We start from the raw sequence: 16,772 nt of genomic DNA, 5'->3' as shown, positions 1-16,772 counted from the left end.
CGAAGTCGTATGTTCCCCGATGAGCGTCCCGGTGTCGCCCCGAAGCGCGGGAATCGGGGTGAAGGTCCTCAGGCGTCCGCGGCGCGGTAGGCCACGAGGGCGTCGACGAACCTCCTGCGCAGCGCCGGGACCCGGCCGACCGCGCGGAAGAACGTCCGGTTGGCCGCCAGGACCGCCCGGCCGACGACCGGCCTGTGCAGCAGGTCGTCGCCGTTGGTGCCGTTCTGGGCGAGGGAGTCGGCGACGCGGGCGAAGCCGTACGGGATCATCTCCGCCTCGTAGGAGGCGACGGCGTCCAGCAGCGGGGCGCCGTCACGGACGGTGATGAGCCGCCTGGTCAGGAGCATCGCGTCGCGCAGGGCGGTGTTGGCGCCGACGCCCCGCCCGGGGGTCATGGTGTGCACGGCGTCGCCGAGCAGGGTGACGTTGGTGGTGTCCCACGGGTCCACCGGCTCGGAGGTGCGGATGGCGATGGGGAAGCAGCTGCCCGGGTCGGCGGCCCGGAACAGCGCGCGCAGGTCCGGATGCCAGTTGGGCGTCATGTCCAGGACCACCCGTTTGAGGTCCTCGCCGCGCAGGTCCATCACCCCGGGCGGGAACCTGCGGGCCGAGGCGGAGAAGCCCCAGTTGATGTAGTCGCGGGTGTTGTCGTACAGCAGGCCGGGCCAGCGCGCGATCAGCTCCGCGTCGTTGCCGCCGACGCCGTGCTTGACCTCGCCGTCGCGGTCCCACTTGAACTCCATGACGTGCCAGATGCAGAACTGGCCCTTCGGGGCGAAGGTGGCGGAGATCCCGTTGAAGACCTCCTCGGGCAGCAGCGCCCTGGTCTCCGGGGTCACCGCGACCTTGGCGGAGACCGCGATCACCCCGGTGTCCCTGACCTTCGCGTGCGGGAGGTACTGCCTGCGGACCCTGGAGCCGGTGCCGTCGGCGGCGACGAGCAGGTCGCCGGTGGCCGAGGTGCCGTCGTCGAAGAAGGCGGTCACGGTGCCGTCGGCGCCGTGCTCGTAGTGGGTGAAGGTCTTGCCGAAGCGCACGACGTCGTCCATCCCGGTGAGCAGCACCTGGCGCAGGGTCATCCGGGAGACCGAGCGTTCGCTGTGGACCGGGTCGGTGCTCTCCGGCAGCCGGAAGGAGGCGACCGTCCTGCGCCGTTCGGTCAGCACGTTGAAGTGGGCGGGCGTCCTGGCGCAGGTGGCGGTGTAGGTGTCGAACAGCTCGGGGGGCAGGCACTCGCGGAGCGCCTGGTTGCCCGTCGGGTCGATGCCGACGCGGTAGCCGTGCACGCCGTCGGCGCGGGTGCGGTCGCGTTCGTAGACCGCGACCGAGATCCCGGCGCGCCGCAGGCCGTGGGCCAGGCACATTCCGCCGGTGCCCGCACCGATGACGATCACGTGGAGAGGGGACACGGGTCTCCCTTGGAGGACGGGTCTGGACAGGGGTGTTCTTCTCGAACGCCATGTATCTTGATGTTCGAGGCATATTTAGCTTGATGGTCGAGAGGCTTGAATGTCAAGGGAAAATGGTCCCGCGCATGGGGACGGCGCTCTCAGGGCGGAGCTGGGGCGGGAGGTCCAGGCGGGTCAGACGGCCGTCGACGCCTTCGACGAGGCGGTCGCGATCCACCTCGGGGTGAACAGGACCGACCTGCGCTGCCTGGAGATCCTGGTGCGCGAGGGGGCTGAGGGGAACGTCACACCCAGCGTCCTCGGGACGGGCCTGGGGCTCACCACGGGCAGCGTCACCGCGATGCTCGACCGCCTCGAACGGGCCGGATACCTGACGCGCTCCCCCGATCCCGGGGACCGCAGGAAGGTGGTCGTACGCGCCACCCCCGAGACCCTCGCGAAGGTCGAGGAGCTGTACGGTCCCGTCGTCGAACGGGGGAGGCGGCTGATCTCGGGTTACTCCGACGAGGAGATCCGTTTCGTGCTGGGTTTCCTGCGCGGTTCGCGGGAGCTGTACGAGACCGAGATCGCGCGGGTCAGGGGTCTGCCCGCGGCGGGGCGACGCAGGGTTTGAGGTTCGCGTACCCAGTGCGGAGGCGGTTCGTGTTGACTGTCAAGGCCTCCTTGCATACTGTTCCGTATTGGCACTCTCCCGGTGAGAGTGCCAAACATACGCGACGAGGCAGGTCTGACACCCGCGACGGCAGACCGCTGGTCGCCTCTTCTAGATCATTCAAATCTGAAGGGGAGGTCCGACGTGACGACCGCCACCAAGGTTCCCGTTAAGCCGCTCGGCGACCGCATCGTGGTCCAGCCGCTTGAGGCCGAGCAGACCACTGCTTCCGGTCTCGTCATCCCGGACACCGCCAAGGAGAAGCCGCAGGAGGGCAAGGTCCTCGCTGTCGGCCCTGGCAACTGGGACGAGGACGGCGACAAGCGCATTCCGCTCGACGTCAAGGAGGGCGACGTCGTCCTCTACAGCAAGTACGGCGGCACCGAGGTGAAGTACGGCGGCGAGGAGTACCTCGTGCTCTCCGCCCGCGACGTGCTCGCCATCATCGAGAAGTAACCGACACTTCGCAGAGATGACGTATCGAGCCCCGGGTCGCGCGAGCGCCCGGGGCTTTGATGCGCCGACGTGCTTTCAGAGAGGACCACAATGCCCAAGATCCTGTCCTTCGAGGAGGACGCGCGCCGCGCTCTTGAGCGTGGTGTCAACGCCCTCGCCGACGCGGTCAAGGTGACCCTCGGCCCCCGTGGCCGCAATGTCGTCATCGACAAGAAGTTCGGCGCGCCGACCATCACCAACGACGGTGTCACCATCGCGCGTGAGGTCGAGCTGGAGAAGCCGTACGAGAACCTCGGCGCCCAGCTCGCCAAGGAGGTGGCGACCAAGACCAACGACGTCGCCGGTGACGGCACGACCACCGCGACCGTCCTCGCCCAGGCGATGGTCCGCGAGGGCCTGCGCAACGTCGCGGCCGGCGCCCAGCCGCTGTCCCTCAAGCGCGGCATCGACCTGGCCGCCAAGGCCGTCAGCGACAAGCTGATCGACTCGGCCAGGCCGGTCGAGGACAAGAAGGAGATCGCCCACGTGGCGACGATCTCCGCGCAGGACGCCAAGATCGGTGAGCTGATCGCCGAGGCGTTCGACAAGGTCGGCAAGGACGGCGTCATCACCGTCGAAGAGTCCAACACCATGGGCCTCGAACTGGAGTTCACCGAGGGTCTCCAGTTCGACAAGGGTTACCTTTCGCCCTACATGGTGACCGACCAGGAGCGGATGGAGGCGGTTCTCGAAGACCCCTACATCCTGATCAACCAGAACAAGATCGCTTCGGTCGCGGACTTCCTGCCGCTGCTGGAGAAGGTCGCGCAGACCAAGAAGGCGCTGCTCGTCATCGCCGAGGACGTCGAGGGCGAGGCCCTGGCCGTCCTGGTCACCAACAAGATCCGCGGCACCTTCACCTCGGTCGCGGTCAAGGCCCCCGGCTTCGGTGACCGCCGCAAGGCCATGCTGCAGGACATCGCCATCCTCACCGGTGGCGAGGTCGTCAGCGAGGAGGTCGGCCTCAAGCTGGAGCACGTCGGCCTGGAGGTCCTCGGCACGGCCCGCCGTGTCGTGATCACCAAGGACAGCACCACGGTTGTGGACGGCGCGGGCGACGCGCAGGCCATCGCCGACCGCGTCAAGGAGATCAAGCTCGCCATCGAGCAGTCCGACTCCGACTGGGACCGTGAGAAGCTCCAGGAGCGTCTGGCCAAGCTCTCCGGCGGTGTCTGCGTGCTGAAGGTCGGCGCGGCCACCGAGGTCGAGCTCAAGGAGAAGAAGCACCGCCTTGAGGACGCCATCTCCGCGACGCGCGCCGCGATCGAGGAGGGCATCGTCTCCGGCGGTGGCTCCGCGCTCATCCACGTCTCCAAGGTCCTCGACGACCTGGGCCTGTCCGGTGACGAGGCGACCGGTGTCGCCGTGGTCCGCAAGGCGCTCATCGAGCCCGCCCGCTGGATCGCGGAGAACGCCGGCCTTGAGGGCTACGTCGTGACGACCAAGGTCTCCGAGCTCCCCGTCGGTCAGGGCCTCAACGCCGCCACCGGCGAGTACGGCGACCTGATCTCCCAGGGCGTCATCGACCCGGTCAAGGTCACCCGCTCGGCCGTCCAGAACGCCGCCTCCATCGCCGGCATGCTGCTGACGACCGAGGCCCTCGTGGTGGACAAGCCCGAGGAGGAGGCTCCGGCCGCCGCCGGGCACGGCCACGGTCACGGCCACGGCCACTGATCCGCTTTCGCCGTACGGCCCGCATCTCTCACCGGATGCGGGCCGTTTCGTTTTCCGGTAAACCGAAACGTGCCTCAAAGCGTCATGCGAGGATGCGCGTAAGGAGTAAACTTTCATGTGACCAATGGCCGACATAATCGGCGGTCCAATGAAATATTCCTTCAGGCGCAAAGCCTTATTGTGGTCGATTGATTACGCCCCGTTATCGCCCTCTCAATGTGACCAATCCGTAGCCGTTCGCCATGACGACAGGCTCGATCGGGGCGGGCATCATGCCTAACGTGACCGAGGGATGCGTCGCCGACGCCAAAAGTGGGGTAAGGCTTGCGACGAGATCTGAAGGGGTCCCCCACAGGGACGATCTCAAGGATCTGACGAGCCTCGCCGTTCAGGGAGATCGCACCGCGATCGAATCTCTGATCGCGCAGTTACGGCCAATGGTCGTCCGATATTGCCGTGCTCGCCTCGGGCGGGTTTCCGGTCAGTACCACATCGCGGACGACGTGGCGCAGGAGGTGTGCATCGCGGTTCTGTCCGCCCTGCCGCGTTATCGCGACATGGGCAGACCCTTCGCGTCCTTCGTCTTCGGCATCGCCTCCCACAAGGTGGCCGACGCGCTGCGCAGTTCGGTGCGCTCCGCCGTACCCACCCAGGACCTTCCCGACGGTCCTGACGAGGGGCCGGGGCCCGAGGAGACCGTGGTGCGCTACATCGAGGCCGAGCACGCCCGCAGGCTGCTCTCCAGGCTCCCGGACAACCAGCGTGAACTGCTCATGCTCCGCGTGGTCTCGGGGTTGTCGGCCGAGGAGACGGGTAACGTGCTCGGCATGTCACCAGGCGCGGTCCGGGTCGCGCAGCACCGGGCGCTCGCGCGGTTGCGCGCGATGGCGGAGCTGGAGTCGACGGCTTGACCGCGGACCAGCCGGGCCGGATTCGCCGGCGCCGCCGGGAAGCGTGGAGTGGGTCTCGCCGGTCCGGTGAGACCCGTTGGCGGGTGAGCCCATGACGGCGGTCCACCCCAGGCGTCCCGTCCGGAGATACGGCCCTGAGGAGGATCGGGGCGTCACCGAGACCGACCGCCTTCTCGACGGGCTCTCCCGGCGTGAGCCCGCCTCGTCCTCGGACGTCGCCGTCGGTCTACTGGCCGCGCTGATCGACGACGTCGATCAGCGGTGCCCCTCGGTGTCGGTCACCCCGTCGACGTAACCCCTGGCGTACTCCCAGGTCACATAGTTCGTGGGGTCGGGCTGGTAGGCGGGTTCGTGAACCTGCGGCCTGCCGTTGTCGATCATCTGCCGCAGGTTGCCGCGCAGCAGCTCCCAGTCGAAGTAGTGCTGTTCCCCGCACTCGGGGCAGTCGAGCACCAGCCCGAGCACCCCCTGGGGCTCAAGGAGAGACCGGAAGACCTCGACGTCGGCGAGGTCCGTCATGGCCTCGTCGCGTTCGGCGGAGGTCAGCGACTGGGGGGAGTCCGTCTCGCCCAGTGCCGCCGCCGGGTCGTCGGGGTCGTCCGCGAACGGGTCGCGGGGGACGTCGTCGAGCACGATCCCACCTTATGGCCTTGATATGACCTTGATGTGCGGCAGGTCCAACCGGCGGCCCACGGGCACGCGGAGCGACGCGCAGGCGCGCAAAGAGGCCTTCACGTCAGCCAGCCGCGCCGGGCGGCCTCCGCGCCCGCCTGGAAGCGGGACTGGGCGCCGAGCTCGGCCATGGCGTCGGCGAAGCGGGCCCGCACCGTGCGCACCGAGACCCCGAGCTGCCTGGCGATCATCTCGTCGGAGACGCCCTGGGCGGCGAGCCGCAGCACCTGGATCATCCCGTCGCCCCGGCGCGGCCAGGGCAGCGGCGCCGCGCGGGCCCACAGCTCGTCGAAGAGGGAACGCAGCGCGTCCACCACGACGGGGGTTCTGACCAGGTGGAAGTTGTAGGCGCTCTCCGCCAGCGTGCCGCCCCACCGGGCGGGCACACCCGCGGCGTCCGTCCCGGCGATCAGGAACCAGCTCGGCACCGTGTCCAGGGTGCGGACGCGGGCCCCGGCCTGCTGGAACTGGCTCAGCTTCTCCCGCAGCGCGGGGATCTCCAGGGTCTGGACCGGGATGATGTTCCTGGTGGACAGCAGGCCCGCGCGCTGCGCCCCGATCCACTGGTCGGCGTAGCGGTGCGCGAAGTCGTTCATCGTGCGCCGGTCGGGGATGACCGAGAGCAGTTCGAGCGGCGGCGCCTGTACGGCCATGCCGATCACGCTCTCGTACAGTTCGTCCGCCCCGCCGACCAGGTCGACGGAGAACCGGCCCGCCTGGTAGTCGCGGCCCGCGTCGTACTCGTGGATGAGGTCGCGGATCGACCCGACGACGGTGTCGATCCTGCGGCTCTCCGCGGCGAGCCGGTCGAGCCGGTCGGCGAGCAGGTGGCCCAGGGCCGTCGCGGGGTGACGGGCGAGGTACTCGCCGCCCTGCTCGTGGACCACGCCCAGCTTCACCAGGGTGGCCAGCTCGCGGCTCAGCCGCTCAGGCGAGCCGTCCAGGGCGTCGGCGAGTTCGGCGCAGGTTGCGCGGTGCAGGCGTAGCACCGCGTTGTAGAGAGAGATCTGGGCCGAGGTGAAGCCCAGACTCTCAAGCGGCGGTGTGTCGGTACGCATCGGCGAGAGGCTCCAGAGATGGCACGGCGTTCCGCGAGAATAACGTCCCGAAATCACCGGTGTCCGGGCGTTGCGTCTTCTGGGCCCCTTCCGGTCTCGTGGACGACTCGTCCCGAGCCGTCGCCGATCGGGGAACCCGGTCCTTCCTGGGCGGTCGGGTGCAGCTTCGTGCAACTGCACGTCCGTACATTGCGTGTGAACAGAAGGTAACGCAGACTTTACCCAGCGTCGGCGAGGGGCGTGGGCGTAGTGGCCGTTCGGACGCGGAGGGGGGTCCGGCGGCGTGCGGTGTCCCCGCGCCTCCCGCCGGTGACCGGGGAGCCGGGCGGGTCACCGACCGCTCGGTTCCCCAAACCCCGGCCGGGACCGGGCGGTCCGTCGGCCGCCCGGCTCCCGTCCTTCAGGGAGGGGAACCGGACGCTCACCGGCCGTCCGGTTCCCCACCTTCCCCGGTGTCCTCCGGGTTTGGCGCCAGACTCTAAACTGTGACCCGGGGGCCGGCGCCTTCCCCACTCCACTTGAGAGCGCCGTGGCAGGAGGGTCGCAGATGGCAAGGTTCACCGAGACCGGGCTCACGTTCGACGACGTGCTCCTGGTTCCCGCCTATTCGGATCTACAGCCGGGTGAGGCGGAGACCACCACCCGCCTGTCGCGGGGCATCACCCTGCGCATCCCGCTCGTCTCCGCCGCGATGGACACGGTCACCGAGGCGCGGATGGCGGTGGCGATGGCGCGTCAGGGCGGCATCGGCATCCTGCACCGCAACCTCTCCATCGAGGAGCAGGCCCAGCAGGTCGATCTCGTCAAGCGCTCCGAGGCCGGGATGGTCACCAACCCGGTCACCTGCTCGCCCGAGGACACGCTCGCCGACGTCGAGCGCCTGTGCGCGACCTACCGCATCTCCGGTGTCCCGGTGACGGACGAGAACGGCGTGCTGGTCGGCATCGTCACCAACCGCGACATGCGCTTCGAGACCGACCACGGCCGCCCCGTGCGCGACGTCATGACCTCGATGCCGCTGGTCACCGCGCCGGTCGGGGTCTCCAGGGACGACGCCTTCGCGCTGCTGCGCAAGAACAAGATCGAGAAGCTGCCGCTGGTCGACGCGGGCGGACGGCTGCGCGGGCTCATCACCGTCAAGGACTTCACCAAGAGCGAGCAGTACCCCCTGTCCACGAAGGACGCCGACGGCAGGCTCGTCGTCGGAGCCGCGATCGGCGTGGGCGAGGACGCCGAGAAGCGGGCGGCGGCCCTGATCGAGGCCGGGGTCGACGTGGTCGTGGTCGACGTCGCGCACGGCCACTCCAAGGGCCTGGCCGACATGATCTCCAAGCTCAAGGCCAACAGCGGCGTCCAGGTCGTCGGCGGCAACATCGCCACCCGCGCGGGTGCCCAGATGCTGGTCGACGCGGGGGCCGACGCGGTCAAGGTCGGCGTCGGGCCCGGCTCCATCTGCACCACCCGGGTGGTCGCGGGCGTCGGCGCGCCGCAGGTCACGGCCATCCACCAGGCCTCGCTCGCGGCCGGTCCCGCCGGAATCCCGGTGATCGGCGACGGCGGCCTGCAGTACTCCGGTGACATCGCCAAGGCCATCGCGGCCGGGGCGGACACGGTCATGCTCGGCTCGCTCCTGGCGGGCTGCGAGGAGTCACCGGGTGAGCTGATCTTCATCAACGGCAAGCAGTTCAAGTCTTACCGGGGGATGGGCTCGCTGGGCGCGGTCCGCAACCGCGAGCGCGGCGGAACCTCCTTCAGCAAGGACCGCTACGCCCAGGCCGACGTCGGCAGCGAGGACAGGTTCATCCCCGAGGGCATCGAGGGCCAGGTCCCCTACCGCGGGCCGGTCGCCGCGGTCGCCCACCAGCTCGTCGGCGGTCTGCGCCAGGGCATGTGGTACTCCGGGTGCCGCACGATCGAGGACATGCACAGCAGGTGCGAGCTCATGCCGATCACCGCGGCCGGGCTCAAGGAGAGCCACCCGCACGACATCCAGATGACCGTCGAGGCTCCGAACTACCACCGCCGATAGAGTCCCGACCCGGTTCTCGCGACGGGCCGGGCCGTGACGGCACGGTACGGCCCGCCGTACAGGCATGACATGGAAAGACAGGCATATGACTCAGGTGGAGATCGGCCGCGGCAAGAACGGCCGCCGTGCCTACGCGCTCGACGAGATCGGCATCGTTCCCTCCCGCCGCACCCGTGACCCCGAGGAGGTCTCGATCGCCTGGCAGATCGACGCCTACCGGTTCGAGCTGCCCGTCGTGGTGAGCCCGATGGACAGCGTGGTCTCCCCGGCGACGGCGATCGAGGTGGGCAGGCTCGGCGGGCTGGCCGTACTCGACCTTGAGGGGTTGTGGACCCGCTACGACGACCCGACGTCGCTGCTGGCCGAGGTGGCCGAGCTTGAGGGGGAGGCCGCGACCAGGCGGCTCCAGGAGATCTACAACGCGCCGATCAGGGAAGAGCTGATCGGCCGTCGCATCGAGGAGATCCGCGCGGCCGGGGTGACCACGGCGGTGCGGTTGTCCCCGCAGCGCACGGTCCAGTACCACAAGGCCGTCATCGACGCGGGTGTGGACATCTTCGTGATCCGCGGCACCACGGTCTCCGCCGAGCACGTCTCCGGGCGGGCCGAGCCGCTCAACCTCAAGCAGTTCATCTACGAGCTGGACGTTCCGGTGATCGTCGGCGGCTGCGCCACCTACACCGCGGCGCTGCACCTCATGCGGACCGGCGCGGCCGGCGTCCTGGTCGGCTTCGGCGGCGGCGCCTCGCACACCACGCGCACGGTGCTCGGCGTCGCGGTGCCGATGGCCACCGCGATCTCCGACGTGGCCGCGGCCCGGCGCGACTACATGGACGAGTCGGGCGGCCGGTACGTCCACGTCATCGCCGACGGCGGCATGGGCACCTCGGGTGACATCGCCAAGGCGATCGCCTGTGGTTCTGACGCGGTCATGGTCGGCTCTCCCCTCGCCAGGGCCACGGAGGCCCCGGGCCGCGGGTTCCACTGGGGCTCCGAGGCCCAGCACCCCGAGCTGCCCCGGGGCAAGCGGGTGCAGTTCGGCACGGTCGGCACGCTGGAGCAGATCCTGCACGGTCCCTCCTCGGTCGCCGACGGTTCGATGAACCTCATGGGCGCGCTCAAGCGGACGATGGCCACCGCCGGATACTCCGACCTGAAGGAGTTCCAGCGGGTCGAGGTCGTCGTCGCCCCCCAGGGTTCCTGACACCGCCGTTTCTGCCGTGCCCGGAGCGATTCGCTCCGGGCACGCGTGTTTTCCCGCCCGTGCGCCGTGGCCCGGTACCGCTCCGGAACAGGTCCATCACCGACCGGGAAGGCCCCAGGTCGGGTGTCGTCGGACGGCACGGGAGGCGCGCCGGATGTGCGCTGGGTGCCAGGGATTGGCGCTGGGGGACACTGTCATGGGTGTCGACGCAGACCGGCGGCTGGTCACGAAATTGACACTGTCTGCGTCGGCAAAAGTGACGTAAGCCGAAAAATCTGTGAACATTCCCATGTGTCGGATGATCGTGAGCTGCGGGTCGCTCTTCGGGAAGGCCCGTTCCACGTCGCGCTCCGCGCCGCGGTCGAAGCGAGGGGGCTGACCCTTGACCGGCTCCGCCACCGCCTTGAGGAGCGCGGGCTGCGGGTCGGGATGACGAGCCTGAGCTACTGGCAGCAGGGACTGCGCCGCCCCGAGCGGCCCGAGTCGCTGCGGGCCGTACGGGCGCTTGAGGAGATCCTCATCCTCCCGCCGCGCTCGCTGATGGGCCTGCTCGGGCCGCCCCGGCCCCGGGGCCGGGGGCAGAACGGCGGGGGCACGTCCGTCCCGATCTCCGCCGCCGTTCCCTACGCCACGATCCTTGAGCCCTCACGAGCGCTCTCGGCCCTGCTGCAGGACCTCGACGGCTCCGCCGACGACAGGCGGCTGCACATCAGCGGGATGTACGAGACGCTGCAGATCGGCCCGGACCGCAGCGTCGTGCGCCGTGAGACGCTCCAGGTGATGCGGGCGCAGGAGGCGACCGACCGCCACATCATCGTCTACCGGGGCGACCTGGGGTGCGACGTCGAACGGGTGCGGATCAGGGCGCTTGAGGACTGCCGGGTCGGCAGGGTCAGGCGGGACGGCCCGACCGCGCTCGTGGCGGCCGAGCTGCTGTTCGACCGCAGGTTGCGGGTGGGGGAGACCCAGGTGATCCGCTACGAGCTGGCCGACCCGAGCGGGGTGGAGACGACCGAGTACGAACGGGGGTTCCGCTTCCCCGCCGGGCAGTACACGCTCAGGGTGAGCTTCGCCGCCTCGGCGCTGCCCGCGGGCATCCGCCGCTTCTCCCGGCACGACCACGCCGCGGAGGAGCACGACCACGGTGAACTGACCCTCAACGCCCACCACGCGGTCCACCTGGTGGCCGACTCGCTGCGCCCCGGCCTGATCGGCATCCGCTGGAACTGGCCGTAGGGGACGTCGTAGGGGCGTCGTAGGGGTTAGGCCAGGACCTTCAGGAGGCGGGTGACCTCGGTGGCGACGGCCGTACGGGCGGCGGCGAGGTAGACGCGGGAGTCGACGACCCGTTCGTCGGCGGCCAGGTGGTCGCGGATCGCCCCGGTGAAGGTCTTGTTGAGGTGGGTGGCAATGTTGATCTTCTTCATGCCGTGCCGTACGGCGGCGCGGAGGGTCTCGTCCGGCACGCCCGAGGAGCCGTGCAGCACCAGCGGGACGGGTACGGCGGCGCGCAGCGCGGAGATCAGCTCAAGGTCGAGCACGGCGTCCCTGGTCGTCATGGCGTGCGAGCTGCCGACGGCCACGGCCAGCGCGTCCACCCCGGTCCTGGCCACGTAGTCCACGGCCTCGTGCGGCCTGGTCCGCGCCCCGGGCGCGTGCACCCCGTCCTTGCCCCCCACCTCGCCGAGCTCGGCCTCCACCCACAGGCCACGGGCGTGGCAGTGGGCGGCGACCTCGGCGGTGAGCGCCACGTTCTCCTCGTCGGGCAGCGCGGAGGCGTCGAACATCACCGAGCCGATCCCCAGCTCCGCGGCCTCCTCGACCAGCGCGCGGTCGGTGGCGTGGTCGAGGTGGACGGCGACGGGCACGGCCGCCGCCCTGGCGACCGCCAGGGACGCCGCCGCGATCGGGGCGAGCGCGCCGTGGTAGCGGACGCAGTTCTCGCTGATCTGCAGCACGACGGGTGTGCCTGCGGCCTCGGCCCCGGCGACGATCGCCTCCGCGTGTTCGAGCTGGATGACGTTGAACGCGCCGACGCCCTTTGGAGCGTTCCCGACGATGTCGCCGATTCCGACGAGGGACATGATTGGCCTCCGTTACACAGGTTCCGCTTCCACCCGGACACCCGGGTGGACCTCCCGCAGGACGTCGGCGTCGAAGTCACCCGCGACCGGGGCCGCGACCGCCGCCGCGCCGAGCGCCGCCGCCCGGCGCAGCCGTTCCGGCCAGGGGGTGCCCTCGACCAGGCCGAGCGTCAGCCCCGCGACCAGCGCGTCACCCGCGCCGGTCGGGTTCCCCTCGACCCGGTACGGCATCGCCGCCCGCCACGCCCCCTCGGGGGTCACCGCGAGCAGGCCGTCGGCCCCGAGGGAGACCACGACCGCCCTGGCCCCGGAACGCCTGAGGACCTGGGCCCCCCGCACGGCGGCGCCGGGGCCGGTGCCGGGGCTGTGAGCCTCCTGGGGGCCGGACAGGGCCAGGGCCCGGGCGAGTTCCTCGGCGTTGGGCTTGACGATCTCGGGCCGCCCGCCGGGGGCGTGCCTGAGCGGCTCGCCGTCGGCGTCCACGACCGCCGGGACGCCGTGGGCCCGGGCGCGGGCGGCGAGTTCGGCGTACAGGCGCGGGGAGACCCCGGAGGGCAGGCTGCCGGAGATCACGACCGCGGCGGCACCCCTGAGCCGGGCCTCGTAGTCGCTCAGGAAACGCCCGATCTCGTCCTCGGTGACGAGCGGACCCGGTTCGTTGAACAGCGCGGTGCGTCCCGGGGCACGGCCGTGGTCGTGGACGGCCAGGGTGGCGCGGGAGGGACCGGAGATCGGGGTGAGGGCGGTGGGCAGGCCCGCGGCGGCGAGGTCGGCCAGGGCCGCCTCGCCGTTCGGGCCGCCCGCGAGACCGGTGACGAGCACCTCGCAGCCGAGGGCGGCGAGCACCCTGGCCACGTTGACGCCCTTGCCGCCCGCCCTGCGGTGCACGGCCCCGACGCGGTTGACGCCGTCCCAGTCGACGTCCCCGGTCACGTAGGTGACGTCGAGTGCGAGGTTCAGCGTGACGGTCAGGACCGGACCACGGGCGGGCGGGGAGGTCATCGGGGAGCCGTCGTCCAGTTTCCGTGCCGCATGACGCCGGAGACCTCCAGGTCGTCGGTGAGCACCACCAGGTCGGCCCGCTTGCCGACGGAGATGGAGCCGAGGTCGTCGGCCAGGCCGAGCACCTTGGCGGGGGTGAGCGAGGTGATCTCGACCGCCTCGGACAGCGACAGGCCGACCTGCTGTACGGCGCGGCGGAAGGCCACGTCCATGGTGAGCGTGCTGCCCGCGATGGAGCCACCGCCGGCCAGCCTGGCGACGCCGTCGACGACCTCGACCCGCATCGGGCCGAGACCGTACACGCCGTCGCCCATGCCCGCGGCGGCCATGGCGTCGGTGATGAGCACGGTCCTGCCGGGACCGGCGACGTCGTAGGCCAGGCGCATCATCGCCGGGTGCACGTGCACACCGTCGTTGACCAGCTCGATGGTGACCCGCTCGTCCTCAAGCAGTGCGGCGATCGGGCCGGGGTCGCGGTGGTGCAGGGGCGGCATCGCGTTGTAGAGGTGGGTGGCCACGCTGCCGCCCGCCTCGATGCCCAGCAGGGTCTGCTCGTAGTCGGCGTCGCTGTGCCCGAGGGCGGCGATCACGTCGTTGGCGACGGCCTCCCTGATGGTGTCCAGCGCCCCGGGCAACTCGGCGGCGAGGGTGAGCATCCGTATGTGGCCACGGCCCGCCTTGAGCAGCTCGGTGAACTCCCGGACGGAGGGCTCCCGCAGGAGGGCGGGGTTGTGCGCGCCGCAGCGGGCCTTGGAGATGTAGGGGCCCTCAAGGTGGACGCCGGCCAGCAGGCCGTCCTCGCACAGGTCGGCCAGGGCGGAAGCGGCCCTGGTCAGCTCGTTCGTGGTCGCGGTGACCAGGCTGGCGACGATCGTGGTCGTCCCGTGCGCGGCGTGCAGGGCGGCGACCCGGCGGGCCTCCTCCTGGTCGCCGCTGGGGAAGGATCCTCCGGCGCCGCCGTGGGAGTGGATGTCGACGAAGCCCGGAACCACGTGGCGGCCCCCGAGGCTGAGCCCGGGGCCGGGGGCGGCGCCCCGGCCCACATGGGTGATGCGGCCGTCCTCGATGGTGAGCCAGCCCTCGTGGACACCTTCGGGGGTCACGACACGGGCGTCGGAGAGTGTGATGCTCATGGCGTCAGTTCTTCCCGTTTCTCCCACCGGTCAATGTTCAGGAGGGGAGGATGACAGAACGGGTCAAGTTGAGTGGTTCGTCCGGGTTGAGTCCCTGGGCCAGCGCCCTGGCCACGGCCACCCGCTGGATCAGGACCAACTCGGCCATCGGGTCGAGGAGGCTGTTCAGGAACGCTCCACCCGTGGCCTCGACCTCGGCGCGCAGCCCCCTCGCGCCCTCCCCGAGGACCCAGGTGACGCGGTTCGGGCCCGCGATGCTGATCGGGCCGTGGCGGTACTCCATCGCGGGATAGGACTCGGTCCACGCCCGGCACGCCTCGCGCATCTTCAGGGCGGCCTCAAGCGCCAGGCCGTACGACCAGTCCCGGCCGAGGAAGGTGAACTGCTCGGCGGTCAGGGTGATCTCGGGGAGCGGGACGGCGAGCGCCCGTTCGGCGTCGGCGATCGCGCCGCTCAGGTCCTCGCCGAGGTGGGCGCGGAGCAGGGCGAGCTGCGTCGTGGCGAAGCGGGTCTGCACGACCGACCGCTCGTCGGCGAAGTCGAGCATCACGATCTCGTCGGCGGCGGTCACGACGGAGGTGCCGGGGGAGGCGGTGACGGCGCTCGTCCTGACGCCCCGCTCGCGCAGGGCCGCCAGCGCGTCGAGGACCTCGGTCGTCGTGCCCGACCTGGTCAGCGCGAGCACCCGGTCGTACGGACGTCCCACGGGGAACTCGGAGGCGGCGAAGGCGTCGGTCTCGCCCTGTCCGGCCCGCTCGCGGAGCACCGCGTAGGACTGGGCGACGAACCACGAGGTGCCGCAGCCGATGACGGCCACCCGCTCCCCGGGGCGGGGCAGCGCGTCCCTCGGGGTCTCGGCGACGGCTCTGCGCCAGCAGTCGGGCTGGGACACGATCTCGGATTCGGTGTGCGTGGTCACGGCGCGCCTCCCCAAGAAGCTTCGTTTGTGATTGATTTATACCAGAAATGAGCAACTTTGTGCAGAGGTGGGTTTTGATCGCCCCGTGTGCAAGGCTGACTGCTGTGAGCCGATATGAGCGCTGGAACGCGATCCTCGAACTGCTCTCGCAGGAGGGGCGGTTGTCCGTCGAGGAGGCCGCGGAGGCGCTGACCGTCTCGACGGCGACGATCCGCCGCGACTTCGACCAGCTCGCCCAGCAGCAGATGCTCATGCGCACCCGTGGTGGCGCCGTCTCCCAGAGCGTGAGCTACGACCTGCCGCTGCGCTACAAGACCGCCCGTCACGCCGACGAGAAACAGCGGATCGCGGACGCCGCGGCCGAACTGGTCACACCGGGCGCGATCGTCGGCATGAACGGCGGCACGACCACCTCGGAGGTGGCCCGCGCCCTGGCGATCAGGGCCGACCCCGACCTCGGCTTCACCGTGGTCACCAACGCGCTGAACATCGCCGCCGAGCTGACGGTCAGGCAGCACGTGAAGATCGTGGTGACCGGCGGGGTGGCGAGGCCGCAGTCCTACGAGCTGATCGGCCCGCTGGCCTCGGGGGTGCTCGAACAGGTCGCGCTCGACATCGCCTTCCTCGGCGTGGACGCGCTCGACCCGGTCGCGGGCGCCTTCGCCCACCACGAGGGCGAGGCGAGCGTCAACAACCTGCTGATCGGCAGGGCCTCCCAGGTCGTCGCGGTCGCCGACGCCTCCAAGATCGGCGGGCGGGCCTTCGCGCGGATCTGCTCGATCGACGCGATCGGCACCCTGATCACCGACGAGGGCCTGCCGGACGAGGAGGCCGCCCGGTTCACCGACGCGGGCGTGAACGTGGTCCGCGTCTAGCGTCTCAGAACAGGCATTTGTCGGAAATCATCTAGGATCAGGAGAGTCCGGACGATTCCGCCGCCCGGGGTCGATATGGCCGAACCCCCGAGGAGCTTGTCTGTGAGTGGCGCGCACACCCTGCGGCAGACCGAGGAGGCCGTCTCGGGAAAACTCCAGGGGCTGGAGCTGGACTTTCGCGCCATGACCGCGATCTCGAACCTCTACCGGGTCGCCTCGTCCATCAGGAACCACTTCGAGCAGACCGTGCTGAAGGAGGCCGAGCTCACCTGGACCGCCTTCGTGGTGCTGTGGGTCGTGTGGATCTGGGAGTCGATCGAGAACCGGCACGTCGCCGAGGAGGCGGGCATCACCAAGGGCACGCTGACCGGGGTGGCGCAGACGCTTGAGGCACGCGGGCTGATCCTGCGGGAGATCCCGGCGACCGACCGCAGGCGTACCGTCTTCTCCCTCACCCCCGAGGGCAGGAAGCTGATGACCACCCTGTTCCCCGAGTTCAACCGGGAGGAGCAGTTCGTGCTCTCCGGCCTCGGCGAGAGGCGCCTGACCGAGCTGGGGGAGTCGCTCAGGCACGTCCTCCAGCACCTGGAGAAGGAGGGCCCGGAGCGCAGGGCCTCCCGGGGCGTCTGAGACCGACCGGCTCTCCGGGCCCGGT

17 protein-coding genes are annotated in these 16,772 nt (G+C 70.4%); 10 read left to right on the top strand and 7 right to left on the bottom strand.

The features are described 5' to 3' along the window. Positions 1-68: 68 nt before the first annotated feature. Positions 69-1,409, bottom strand: a complete 1,341-nt coding sequence (locus ACIBVQ_RS09270) for an FAD-dependent oxidoreductase (protein ID WP_399176614.1) — start codon at positions 1,407-1,409, stop codon at positions 69-71. 100 nt (positions 1,410-1,509) lie between these two features. On the opposite strand from ACIBVQ_RS09270, the gene ACIBVQ_RS09265 reads away from it, so the two are divergent. The 5 genes from ACIBVQ_RS09265 to ACIBVQ_RS09245 all read left to right on the top strand — a co-directional run bounded on the left by ACIBVQ_RS09265 (position 1,510) and on the right by ACIBVQ_RS09245 (position 5,436). Continuing rightward, on the top strand, positions 1,510-2,022 hold the full coding sequence (locus ACIBVQ_RS09265; RefSeq protein ID WP_386193962.1) for a MarR family transcriptional regulator: 513 nt from the start codon (positions 1,510-1,512) through the stop codon (positions 2,020-2,022). A 183-nt stretch (positions 2,023-2,205) separates the two neighbouring features. Beyond that, positions 2,206-2,517 (top strand): co-chaperone GroES, encoded by a 312-nt coding sequence (gene groES, locus ACIBVQ_RS09260; protein WP_184712660.1) that lies wholly within the window; start codon positions 2,206-2,208, stop codon positions 2,515-2,517. Between the two features lie 90 nt (positions 2,518-2,607). After that, a complete protein-coding gene (gene groL, locus ACIBVQ_RS09255) occupies positions 2,608-4,230 on the top strand; it encodes a chaperonin GroEL (RefSeq protein ID WP_352015553.1) in 1,623 nt (540 codons plus the stop codon). Between the two features lie 272 nt (positions 4,231-4,502). Then, on the top strand, positions 4,503-5,141 hold the full coding sequence (locus ACIBVQ_RS09250; RefSeq protein ID WP_352015615.1) for a sigma-70 family RNA polymerase sigma factor: 639 nt from the start codon (positions 4,503-4,505) through the stop codon (positions 5,139-5,141). 91 nt (positions 5,142-5,232) lie between these two features. After that, on the top strand, positions 5,233-5,436 hold the full coding sequence (locus ACIBVQ_RS09245) for a hypothetical protein (RefSeq protein ID WP_362773147.1): 204 nt from the start codon (positions 5,233-5,235) through the stop codon (positions 5,434-5,436). Here the strand turns inward: ACIBVQ_RS09245 and ACIBVQ_RS09240 are convergent. Further along, positions 5,397-5,774, bottom strand: a complete 378-nt coding sequence (locus ACIBVQ_RS09240; protein ID WP_352015551.1) for a DUF5319 family protein — start codon at positions 5,772-5,774, stop codon at positions 5,397-5,399. The genes ACIBVQ_RS09245 and ACIBVQ_RS09240 overlap by 40 nt on opposite strands. A gap of 98 nt (positions 5,775-5,872) precedes the next feature. Then, a complete protein-coding gene (locus ACIBVQ_RS09235) occupies positions 5,873-6,871 on the bottom strand; it encodes a helix-turn-helix transcriptional regulator (protein WP_352015550.1) in 999 nt (332 codons plus the stop codon). A gap of 547 nt (positions 6,872-7,418) precedes the next feature. On the opposite strand from ACIBVQ_RS09235, the gene guaB reads away from it, so the two are divergent. The 3 genes from guaB (at position 7,419) to ACIBVQ_RS09220 (ending at position 11,340) form a co-directional block, all read left to right on the top strand. Further along, entirely contained in the window at positions 7,419-8,900 is a 1,482-nt protein-coding gene (gene guaB / locus ACIBVQ_RS09230) for an IMP dehydrogenase (protein ID WP_352015549.1), read from the top strand. Positions 8,901-8,985: 85 nt separating this feature from the next. Then, positions 8,986-10,104 carry a GuaB3 family IMP dehydrogenase-related protein gene (locus ACIBVQ_RS09225; protein ID WP_352015548.1) on the top strand — a complete coding sequence of 373 codons (1,119 nt, stop codon included), beginning with the start codon at positions 8,986-8,988 and terminating at the stop codon, positions 10,102-10,104. Positions 10,105-10,395: 291 nt separating this feature from the next. Beyond that, positions 10,396-11,340, top strand: coding sequence for a hypothetical protein (locus ACIBVQ_RS09220; RefSeq protein WP_352015547.1), 945 nt, complete (start codon positions 10,396-10,398; stop codon positions 11,338-11,340). A gap of 26 nt (positions 11,341-11,366) precedes the next feature. On the opposite strand, the gene ACIBVQ_RS09215 is transcribed toward ACIBVQ_RS09220, so the two are convergent. From ACIBVQ_RS09215 to ACIBVQ_RS09200, 4 genes are read right to left on the bottom strand one after another with little or no spacing between them, the layout of a single operon-like run. Next, a complete protein-coding gene (locus tag ACIBVQ_RS09215; protein WP_362916293.1) occupies positions 11,367-12,188 on the bottom strand; it encodes a class II fructose-bisphosphate aldolase in 822 nt (273 codons plus the stop codon). A gap of 12 nt (positions 12,189-12,200) precedes the next feature. Then, a complete protein-coding gene (locus ACIBVQ_RS09210; protein WP_362773134.1) occupies positions 12,201-13,190 on the bottom strand; it encodes a 1-phosphofructokinase family hexose kinase in 990 nt (329 codons plus the stop codon). Further along, positions 13,187-14,323 (bottom strand): N-acetylglucosamine-6-phosphate deacetylase, encoded by a 1,137-nt coding sequence (nagA, locus tag ACIBVQ_RS09205; RefSeq protein WP_399176609.1) that lies wholly within the window; start codon positions 14,321-14,323, stop codon positions 13,187-13,189. The genes ACIBVQ_RS09210 and nagA overlap by 4 nt, the downstream gene beginning before the upstream one ends. 37 nt (positions 14,324-14,360) lie before the next feature. Further along, complete coding sequence (locus tag ACIBVQ_RS09200) at positions 14,361-15,242, bottom strand: SIS domain-containing protein (protein WP_399176607.1); 882 nt, start codon at positions 15,240-15,242, stop codon at positions 14,361-14,363. Between the two features lie 104 nt (positions 15,243-15,346). Here ACIBVQ_RS09200 and ACIBVQ_RS09195 point away from each other — a divergent pair, with 104 nt between their 5' ends. Further along, positions 15,347-16,117: a DeoR/GlpR family DNA-binding transcription regulator gene (locus ACIBVQ_RS09195; RefSeq protein WP_352015542.1), complete on the top strand. Its 771-nt coding sequence runs from the start codon at positions 15,347-15,349 to the stop codon at positions 16,115-16,117. A gap of 102 nt (positions 16,118-16,219) precedes the next feature. Further along, a complete protein-coding gene (locus tag ACIBVQ_RS09190) occupies positions 16,220-16,747 on the top strand; it encodes a MarR family winged helix-turn-helix transcriptional regulator (protein ID WP_386193947.1) in 528 nt (175 codons plus the stop codon). Positions 16,748-16,772: the final 25 nt, after the last annotated feature.

Source organism: Streptosporangium sp. NPDC049376, from assembly GCF_044466505.1.
In the GTDB taxonomy this organism is placed as follows: domain Bacteria; phylum Actinomycetota; class Actinomycetes; order Streptosporangiales; family Streptosporangiaceae; genus Streptosporangium.
The sequence above is the reverse complement of the archived record's forward strand: the minus strand, read 5'-3'. Positions and strand labels throughout refer to the sequence as shown.

What these genes read in the sequence shown, in the direction of transcription:
- ACIBVQ_RS09250 (WP_352015615.1), top strand. Translation starts at nt 4,503, where the DNA reads ATGCCTAACGTGACCGAGGGATGCGTCGCCGACGCCAAAAGTGGGGTA.
- nagA (WP_399176609.1), bottom strand. Translation starts at nt 14,323, where the DNA reads ATGAGCATCACACTCTCCGACGCCCGTGTCGTGACCCCCGAAGGTGTC.
- groL (WP_352015553.1), top strand. Translation starts at nt 2,608, where the DNA reads ATGCCCAAGATCCTGTCCTTCGAGGAGGACGCGCGCCGCGCTCTTGAG.
- ACIBVQ_RS09225 (WP_352015548.1), top strand. Translation starts at nt 8,986, where the DNA reads ATGACTCAGGTGGAGATCGGCCGCGGCAAGAACGGCCGCCGTGCCTAC.
- guaB (WP_352015549.1), top strand. Translation starts at nt 7,419, where the DNA reads ATGGCAAGGTTCACCGAGACCGGGCTCACGTTCGACGACGTGCTCCTG.
- ACIBVQ_RS09215 (WP_362916293.1), bottom strand. Translation starts at nt 12,188, where the DNA reads ATGTCCCTCGTCGGAATCGGCGACATCGTCGGGAACGCTCCAAAGGGC.
- ACIBVQ_RS09265 (WP_386193962.1), top strand. Translation starts at nt 1,510, where the DNA reads ATGTCAAGGGAAAATGGTCCCGCGCATGGGGACGGCGCTCTCAGGGCG.
- ACIBVQ_RS09210 (WP_362773134.1), bottom strand. Translation starts at nt 13,190, where the DNA reads ATGACCTCCCCGCCCGCCCGTGGTCCGGTCCTGACCGTCACGCTGAAC.
- ACIBVQ_RS09235 (WP_352015550.1), bottom strand. Translation starts at nt 6,871, where the DNA reads ATGCGTACCGACACACCGCCGCTTGAGAGTCTGGGCTTCACCTCGGCC.
- ACIBVQ_RS09245 (WP_362773147.1), top strand. Translation starts at nt 5,233, where the DNA reads ATGACGGCGGTCCACCCCAGGCGTCCCGTCCGGAGATACGGCCCTGAG.